The 8,833-nt window shown below is 64.0% G+C and carries 5 protein-coding genes and 1 riboswitch; of the genes, 4 read left to right on the forward strand and 1 reads right to left on the reverse strand.

Translation table 11 applies throughout. The features are described from left to right. Nucleotides 1-14 precede the first annotated feature (14 nt). Nucleotides 15-294, forward strand: a riboswitch (cobalamin riboswitch). Nucleotides 295-432: 138 nt separating this feature from the next. The 4 genes from cobW (at nucleotide 433) to B0G83_RS23435 (ending at nucleotide 7,246) form a co-directional block, all read left to right on the forward strand. Then, nucleotides 433-1,524, forward strand: a complete 1,092-nt coding sequence (gene cobW / locus B0G83_RS23420) for a cobalamin biosynthesis protein CobW (protein ID WP_308701479.1) — start codon at nucleotides 433-435, stop codon at nucleotides 1,522-1,524. A gap of 6 nt (nucleotides 1,525-1,530) precedes the next feature. Further along, nucleotides 1,531-5,346: a cobaltochelatase subunit CobN gene (cobN, locus tag B0G83_RS23425; RefSeq protein ID WP_105509773.1), complete on the forward strand. Its 3,816-nt coding sequence runs from the start codon at nucleotides 1,531-1,533 to the stop codon at nucleotides 5,344-5,346. 68 nt (nucleotides 5,347-5,414) lie between these two features. Then, the gene (locus tag B0G83_RS23430; RefSeq protein ID WP_258168155.1) at nucleotides 5,415-6,560 is read left to right on the forward strand and encodes an ATP-binding protein; all 1,146 of its coding nucleotides are present in this window, start codon (nucleotides 5,415-5,417) and stop codon (nucleotides 6,558-6,560) included. Nucleotides 6,561-6,706: 146 nt separating this feature from the next. Continuing rightward, on the forward strand, nucleotides 6,707-7,246 hold the full coding sequence (locus tag B0G83_RS23435; RefSeq protein WP_105509797.1) for a VWA domain-containing protein: 540 nt from the start codon (nucleotides 6,707-6,709) through the stop codon (nucleotides 7,244-7,246). A gap of 167 nt (nucleotides 7,247-7,413) precedes the next feature. Here the strand turns inward: B0G83_RS23435 and B0G83_RS23440 are convergent, their stop codons facing one another. Further along, entirely contained in the window at nucleotides 7,414-8,352 is a 939-nt protein-coding gene (locus tag B0G83_RS23440) for a flagellar brake protein (RefSeq protein ID WP_105509775.1), read from the reverse strand. Nucleotides 8,353-8,833 lie beyond the last annotated feature (481 nt).

The following is an 8,833-nucleotide window of genomic DNA, read 5'->3' on the forward strand; positions in this document are numbered from 1 at the left end:
CGGGCCACGAGCCTACACTCGCACGCACTTTTGGTGCTCGTGTGCGCGCTCTCGCGCACGCAGTTAAACGGGAAACAGGGTGCCCGCCTGCAATGGACCGGGTCAACCTGTGCTGCCCCCGCAACGGTAAGCGAAATGTGGCGTCCGGTTCCGTTCCGGCGCCGCGGAGCCGGCTTCAATGTCCACGCGCAAGGCTGCGTCGGCATGTCACCACTGGGCGAGAAACTCCTCGCCCGGGAAGGGGAAGCGGCGCTTTCGCCAGCCCGGATACCGGCCAGAACACGCAGAGCGAACGCCGCGGGGATGCGGTGTGCGCTCATAACTTCATTCCCGTGTTTTGTTATCGACGTGGGCCGGAGCGTGCGCTCCCGGTGTCCGCATAGAACGAAGCGCGCCGGCGTAGCCGTGCAACTCCTACGGATGGACCTCACGATGCAAACTCAAATGCGCAAGATTCCCGTCACCATCGTCACGGGCTTTCTCGGCAGCGGCAAGACCACGTTGCTGCGGCACATTCTTCAGCATGCGGGCGGCAAGCGCATCGCGGTGATCGTCAACGAGTTCGGCGAACTCGGGATCGACGGCGAAATCCTCAAGGGTTGCGGCATCGGTTGCGACGAAAACGGCGTCGAAACCGAAGGCCAACTGTATGAGCTGGCGAACGGTTGCCTGTGCTGCACCGTCCAGGAAGAGTTCTTCCCGGTAATGGAAAAGCTCGTGGAACGCCGTGGCCAGATCGATCACGTGCTGATCGAGACCTCCGGCCTCGCGTTGCCCAAGCCGCTCGTGCAGGCATTCAACTGGCCGCAGATCAAGAATAGCTTTACCGTCGACGCGGTGGTCACGGTGGTGGACGGTCCGGCTACCGCAAGCGGCCAGTTCGCCGACAATCCGCTCGCCGTTGACGCGCAGCGCAAGGCCGATCCGAATCTCGATCACGAATCGCCGCTGCACGAACTGTTCGAAGACCAGTTGTCCGCGGCCGATCTGGTGATCCTGAACAAGACCGATCTGCTCGACGACACGCAGCAAGGCGCGGTCGAGGCGGTGATCCGCGAAGAGATTCCGCCGCAGGTGAAGATCGTGCGCGCCCACATGGGCCAGCTCGACCTGCATACGTTGCTCGGGCTCGAAGCGGCGTCCGAGGAAACGATTCATTTGCGCCACGACCACCACGGTTCCGCTGAAGACGCCGATCACCATCACGACGAATTCGATTCGGTGGTGGTGCAGGCGGACGCGCCGTCGCGCGAAGCGGTGATCGCCGCGCTGCAAGCGCTCGTCGAAACCAGCACGATTTACCGCGTGAAGGGTTTCGCGGCGCTGCCGGGCGCGCCGATGCGTCTGGTGATTCAAGGCGTGGGGCGCCGCTTCGACAGCTATTTCGATCGACGCTGGCAAGCCGGCGAAGGCGGCCGCAGCCGCTTCGTGCTGATCGGCGAGGACCTCGATCAGGCCGCGCTGCAACGTGCGTTCGATGCCGCGCTCGGCGTCTCGTCCGGCAACGCGGCGCACCAGGCGTAAGCGCACATGCATCTGCTGCGCACGACGCCGGGCGGGTTTGTCGACGATACGCAAGGCGTGATCCGTATCGATCAGCAGCCTGCCGAGATTGTCGTGCTCAGTTCCGCCGACACCACGCTGTCGCTGCTGGCGAGCGTGTTTCCGCGTCTGGGTGAGGGCTTTCCCAGCCTGCGGCTCGCGAACGTCACGTATCTGCGACAACCGGCTTCGGTGGACTTCTATGTCGAAGACGTGTTGCAGCATGCGCGCGTGGTGGTGGTCGATCATCTCGGCGGCGAGGCGTATTGGCCTTACGGCATCGAACAGGTGGTCGCGCTCGCCGAGCGGAAACAGCAAACGCTCGCGATGTTTTCCGGCGACCTGCAGGAAGACCCGAATCTACTGGCGCGCAGCACGGCGGACGCCGATCTGTGTCATCAGTTGTGGCGCTATCTGCGCGAAGGCGGCGCGCAAAATGCCGAGGCGTTTTTGCGCTGTATCGCGCACCGCACGTTCGGCTGGGGACGTGAGCCGGCGCCGCCGCGCGCGTTGCCCGCCGCGACGCTCTATCACCCCGGGCGCGATACGCCAAGCGTCGCCGATTGGCAGACGCGCTGGCGCGCCGGCGCGCCGGTGGCCGCGATTCTGTTCTACAAGGCGCATCTGCAGGCGGCCAATACGGCGGTGTTCGATGCGCTGATCGACGCGCTCGAATCGCAAGGACTCAATCCGCTGCCGATCGCGATTACGTCGCTCAAGGATGCGATGAGCCGCGACGTCGTGCAGTCGTTGTGCGCGCAACATCAGGTCGCGGTGGTGTTGAATACGACCGCGTTCGCCGCGTCCGCGATCGACGATCCCGAGCCGCTCGCGCTCGCCGGCGACGCCCCAGTGCTGCAGGTGATTCTGAGTGGCGGCAATCGCGAGGACTGGCTGAAGGACAACCAGGGCCTCAATTCTCGCGATATCGCGATGCATATCGCGCTGCCGGAAGTGGACGGGCGGATTATCACGCGTGCCATCAGTTTCAAGGGCCTCGCCTATCGTTGTCCGCACACCGAAGTCGACGTGGTCCGCTATCAGCCGGATCTCGAACGTGTGGGCTTTCTTGCCGAACTGAGCCGCCGCTGGTGCCGTCTCGGCACGCTCGATAACGCGGACAAGAAACTCGCGCTGATTCTCGCCAACTATCCGACGAGCGAAGGGCGGATCGGCAATGGCGTGGGACTCGACACGCCGGCTTCGGTGGTCGGCATTCTGGCAATGCTGCGCGACGAAGGTTACCGTCTCGCCGATTTACCCGCGGACGGCGGGGCGCTACTGCAGAAGCTCACCGAAGGGGTGACCAACGACCCGATGGTGCGCGATTTGCGTCCCGCCTTGCAAAGCCTCGCGCTCGACGACTATCTGACTTACTTCAACGCGTTGCCCGCCGAGGCGCGCACGGCATTGAACACGCGTTGGGGCACGCCCGAGCAGGATCCGACGTTGCGGCGCGGCCGCTTCATGATCGCGGGATGGCGCTGCGGGCAGGTGTTCGTCGGCATTCAGCCGTCGCGTTCGCGCGAGCAGGGCGACTACGCGAGCTATCACGACGCCGAACTCGTGCCGCCGCATGCGTACCTCGCGTTCTATTTCTGGCTGCGTCATCGGTTCGGGATCGACGCGGTCGTGCACGTCGGCAAGCACGGTAATCTCGAATGGCTGCCCGGTAAGAGCGTCGCGCTGAGCGAGACATGCTGGCCCGATCTGATTCTCGGGCCGATGCCGCATCTGTATCCGTTTATCGTCAACGATCCGGGCGAGGGCAGTCAGGCGAAGCGTCGCGCGCAGGCCGTGATCATCGATCATTTGATGCCGCCGCTCACGCGCGCCGAAACGTACGGGCCGTTGCAGGATCTCGAACGCCAGGTCGACGAATACTATGAAGCGCTGATGGTCGACCCGCGCCGCTCGAAGCTGTTGCGGCGCACGATTCTGGCGACCATCGTCGAACATAAGCTGCATGAAGAGCTGAGCCTCGCGGCGCCGAACGGGCAGGACGCGGAAGATACGCTGCTGACGCGTGTCGACGCGTGGCTGTGCGAGTTGAAAGAAGCGCAGATTCGCGATGGTTTGCACACGTTCGGCCAATCGCCCGCTGGTGTGCAGCGGCGCGATACGTTGCTGGCGTTGGGACGCTTTCCCGTCGGCGATGGGCAAGGCGATAAGGCCGGGTTGATCGATGCACTGGCGCGCGATCTGCGGATGGATCATCTGTTCGATCCGTTGTCGGTGGATTGGTCGGCGGCGTGGGACGGGCCGCGTCCCGAGGTGCTGAAGCGCGTGAGCGATGCGCCGTGGCGGCATGGCGGCGATACGCGCGAACGGCTGGAGTTGCTGGCGGCGGAGATGTTGCGGGGCGTGTGTGGTGATCGTGGCGAAGGCGCCGGGGCGGATGTTTTGACACCCGCCGCTGGAAGTTTGCCGCAAGCGGAGCGCGTGATCGAGCGTCTGCGCAACGATGTATTGCCTCGGCTCGACGCGTGCGGTCCGCAGGAAATGAGGCAGTTAAAGCGTGGTCTGGAAGGGCGGTTCGTGCCGGCGGGGCCGAGCGGATCGCCGTCGCGCGGACGTCCCGACGTCCTGCCCACCGGTCGCAATTTCTATTCCGTCGACACGCGCGCGATTCCGACGCAAGCCGCCTGGTCGCTCGGATTGAAGTCCGCCCAGCAACTGATCGAACGGCATTTGCAGGAGAAAGGCGACTATCCGCGCGCTATCGGCCTCTCGGTGTGGGGCACCGCGACGATGCGCACCGGTGGCGACGATATCGCCCAGGCGCTCGCGTTGCTCGGCGTGCGGCCGAAGTGGGCGCCGGGCAGTCATCGCGTGACCGACTTCGAGATCATGCCGATCGACGCGTTCGACCGGCCGCGTATCGACGTCACGCTGCGCGTGTCCGGTTTTTTCCGCGATGCGTTCGCAAACGTGATGCATCTGTTCGACGCCGCGGTGCAAGCCGTGGCCGAACTCGATGAGCCCGAGGCGTTGAACCCGATTCGCGCGCGCGTGCTGCGCGAACGCGACGCGCTGATTGCGCGCGGCATGGACGCTGCCGAAGCGCGCCGGCGCGCCGGCTGGCGCGTGTTCAGCGCGCGGCCCGGCGCGTATGGCGCGGGTCTGCAGGACATGATCGACTCGCAACACTGGCAGACCGACGCCGATCTCGCGAATGCCTATCAGGCGTGGGGTGGTTACGCGTACACGCAGAAAAGCGCGGGCGAAGAGGCGCGGCAAGCGTTCGGCGTGCGCCTCGCCGCGATGGATGTGGTGCTGCAGAATCAGGACAATCGCGAGCACGATCTGCTCGATTCGAACGATTACTACCAGTTTCAAGGGGGCATGGTCGCGGCGGTGCGGCATCTGGCCGGCGATCAGCCGAGTGTGTATCACGCCGATCACAGCAATCCGGCCGCGCCGCGCGTGCGTACGCTGCATGAGGAGATCGCGCGGGTGATTCGCTCGCGCGTGGTCAATCCGAAATGGCTCGACGGTGTGAAGCGTCACGGCTACAAGGGTGCGGCGGAAATTGCCGCGACGGTGGACTATCTGTACGGATATGACGCGACCGCACGTGTCGTTGCGGATCACCAATATGCGCTCGTCACCGATGCTTATCTGAACGATGCGGATACTCGCGAGTTCTTGCAACGGCACAATCCGCATGCGTTGCATTCGATTTGCGAGCGGCTGATCGAGGCGATCCAGCGAGGGTTGTGGCAGGCGCCTGGTGAGTATCGTGGGCAGGTTGAAGGGTACTTGCTCGAGAGTGAACAGCAGCTTGAAGGGGCGCAGAGATGAGCGAGGGGAAGCGGGGTGGGGATCGAGGCGTGGATGAGGACTTGATTCAGGGCGTGAATCAGGGCGTGATTCAAGGTGCGAACGAAGGTTTGAACCCAGGTGCGAACTCGCGGCCCGCATTTCCCTTTGCCGCGTTAGTCGCGCAAGCACCGTTGCAGCAGGCGCTTCTGCTGGCCGCGATCGATCCGGGGTTGGGCGGCGTGCTGGTCACCGGCCCGCGCGGCACGGCGAAGTCGACCGCGGCGCGCGCGCTAGCCGAATTGCTGCCGCAAGGGCAATTGGTCAACCTGCCGCTCGGCGCCAGCGAAGACCGTCTGATCGGTACGCTCGATATCGAAACCGTGCTGCGTGACGGCGCGGTGCGCTTTTCACCCGGCTTGCTCGCGAAGGCACATCGCGGCGTACTGTATGTGGATGAAGTCAATCTGCTGCCGGACTCGCTCGTCGATGCGTTGCTCGACGCGGCGGCGAGCGGCGTGAATACCATCGAACGCGACGGTGTTTCGCATAGCCACGACGCGAGCTTCGTGCTGGTCGGTACGATGAATCCGGAAGAGGGAGAGTTGCGGCCGCAACTTATCGACCGGTTCGGGTTGATGGTTGAGTTGCAAAACTGTTTTGAGCCGCAGGTGCGCCAACAGATCGTGAAGGCGCGGCTTGCGTTCGATCTCGATCCGCAGGGGTTTCGCGCGAGCCATGCGCCGCGACAGGCGCTTTACGTTGAGCGGATTCGGGCCGCCCGGGCAACGCTGCCGCAACTGCCGTTCGACGACGCGGTGCACGCGCGGGTCAGCGCGTTGTGTATCGACGCGGCCGTCGATGGTTTGCGCGCCGATCTCGTGATGCTGCGCGCGGCGCGGGCGTTGGCGGCGCTGGAACAGGCCGCGGCGGTGACGGCGGAGCATGTGGATCGTGTCGCCGAGGCGGTGCTGGTTCATCGGCGCCATCAGCGGGAGAACCCGGCGTCGAATGAGGCGCATGAGGCGGATGCTGGATGGCAGGGGCAGGGTGGAGACGAGTCTGACCGACGGCGTGAGTCTTCTTCGCCTGCGTCCGGGGCATCGTCATCGTCTTCGACCGGCGCCGGGATGTCTTCTGTCGGCGCCAATTCCAATGGTGGCGCCAGCGAAGCCGACTGGGGTTATCTACCGCCCGAGCCTGCTGGGACCACGCAAGTCAAAGGCGTCATACCGCTCAGCGTAAAAAAACGCTGAGCCATCGGAAGGGCGCAACCGCCGACTCACACGGCGGTTTTCGATGGCAAGGCGCGCGCGCGATCGCAGGGCCGTTGTCGGGTCCGCGCGATCCATGGATCGAAAAGCAGGGCAGACGCATTGCGTGGCTGCCCACACTCGCGGCAATGCGCGGGCAGACGTTGCGCGCTGAACATTTACGGTTCGTGCGTGAAGCGCCGCGCGGCGGCGTGTTGCATTGTTTCGTGCTCGATTGCTCGGCGTCGATGTTGGCCGGAGAGCGGCTCGCCCTCGCTAAAGGCATGCTGATTGCATGGTTCGACCACGCGAGCGCCGCGCGCGCCGAAGCGGCGTTGGTCTGTTTCGGCGGTTCGCGCGCGGACGTGCGTTTCGGCCCGGCGGTGCCGCGCTGGTGGAACGAGCGTTGGCTCAGGCCGGTCGGCGGTGGCGGTGGGACGCCGCTTGCAGTCGGCGTCCGCCGGGCGGCGCGGCTGCTGGAACACCGCGCGCGCCGCAAACCCGCCCAGCAGCGCTGGCTGTGGATCTTGACCGACGGCCGCACCAGCGATGAGCCGGCGCGACCGCGCGATGTGGACCAGATCGTATTGGTCGATTTCGAGCGGGGTGCGATACGACTGGGGCGGTGCGCATCGCTCGCCGATGCATGGGGCGCGCGGTATGTGGCGGCGGAAGCGTTGATTGGCTGATTGGATGGAGGGCGGGACGAGTTGATTAAGCGGGCCGCGATCAAACGGCTCCGCCCAAGCGTCTCAATTGTCTCAATTGAACACCTCGCCCGAGCACGCCGCCCAAGCGTTCCGCCCGCACGAACGGGCAACACGACCGCCGTGCCGCCCGCCGCCCTGCGGCCGCCTCAACCGTTCGTCCAATGCGACACGTCGTCCTGACGATCGAACACGAAGACTTTCATCGCCATTTGCTGCGACGTGTCGAGCTGTTCGAATTCCAGTCCATGGGTCGACGGCTCGCCCGCATTAGCGGCTTTTTGCACATTCCGGATCACCGCCGTGGTTTCGATCTCGGTGTCCATTTCCGCCGACTTCAACCGGAACGCGACCCGCAGCCGCTCACCGACCGTGCCCACGGTCCACGACGCGGCCAGTGACATGCCGAGCGCGCTGATCCCTTTCGCGAGCCCGAGGCCTTCATACGTTTCCCCCGTTTCGCCGATGCCGAAACGCACCGCGAGGTGCGTATTGACGCGAATCGACTTGCGTTCGCGCAGGCGACGGATCACGCCGGGCTTCGACAGCACCACGTAATCGAACGGCGAACGGCAGACCGCCTCGATCGTGCAGACGAAGCGAAACACCGCATGACTCGCAATCGCGACGATCTCGATGTTTTCGCCCAGCCCCAACGGCAGGATCCGACCTTGATGCAGCGGCGGCGTGACGAATAGCGCGTGATTCGGCGCAAAGCCGATGATCCGGCACGGATGCATGGGCGCGCCGCTGCCGAGTTGCGACCGCACGCCGATCAGTGCACCGATTTCCAGATGCATGTCTTTGATTGTCAACGGATTTGCGGGATCGACGTGGGGCTCGGCCTCGGCCGGCTCGTGCGTCGCTCGGCCCAGCAGATCGCCGCGGTGCGGCTGGAAGTGTGTGAATAGGAAGTTGCGCTCGTCCGTGGTCGCGAGAATGGTCCCGTTGGTAAACAGGAGCGTGCCGTCGGCGTCGACGATCGGCCATTCGAGCGGCGTGCCTACCGGCACGGCATCCATCGATAGGGCCGCCGACGGAGCGGCGGGCGGGTTTTCCTCGGAGTGTTGCTCGACTGGATTGTCCATGGTCGGCTATTTTTTTGAGTGACGGGATATCTGTGGTTGACGGACAGGTAGCGAAAAACTTTAGTTTCGGAACTTTGGAAGACGACCTTGGCGATGCTATCGTGTTGATTTGCCAAGAGATCGCAATCTGATCGGCGCGCGTGCGATGTTCCTCCCGCAGAGTCCAATTTAAATCGGATGGCTAACTAATTTCAAGGGCGAGTCGCGGCGACCTATCGGAGATCTTCCTCATCTTCTGAAAATATTGCGTGAAGGGGGTTGACGACCTGCGAGCCTATCTCCATAATTTCGTTTCTCTGCTGCAGATGCAGCGACGCAGAACGAAGCAGTGCCGGTAGTTGTGATGTTGACGACGCGGGTGCGGCTCCGGTAGTGAATGCGTAATCGATCTTTAAAAATTAACAGCCGATAAGTGTGGGCGCTTGATGCGAGACGCGAGGCGGATCTTTCGGGATCTGCCGCAAAGCGAAAGTATCAAGTC

The organism is Paraburkholderia sp. BL21I4N1 (genome assembly GCF_002973525.1).
Lineage (GTDB): Bacteria > Pseudomonadota > Gammaproteobacteria > Burkholderiales > Burkholderiaceae > Paraburkholderia.

Bases quoted from the DNA above. Each gene is read 5' to 3' on its own strand.
- cobN (WP_105509773.1), top strand. From the start codon at position 1,531: ATGCATCTGCTGCGCACGACGCCGGGCGGGTTTGTCGACGATACGCAA.
- B0G83_RS23435 (WP_105509797.1), top strand. From the start codon at position 6,707: ATGCGCGGGCAGACGTTGCGCGCTGAACATTTACGGTTCGTGCGTGAA.
- B0G83_RS23440 (WP_105509775.1), bottom strand. From the start codon at position 8,352: ATGGACAATCCAGTCGAGCAACACTCCGAGGAAAACCCGCCCGCCGCT.
- cobW (WP_308701479.1), top strand. From the start codon at position 433: ATGCAAACTCAAATGCGCAAGATTCCCGTCACCATCGTCACGGGCTTT.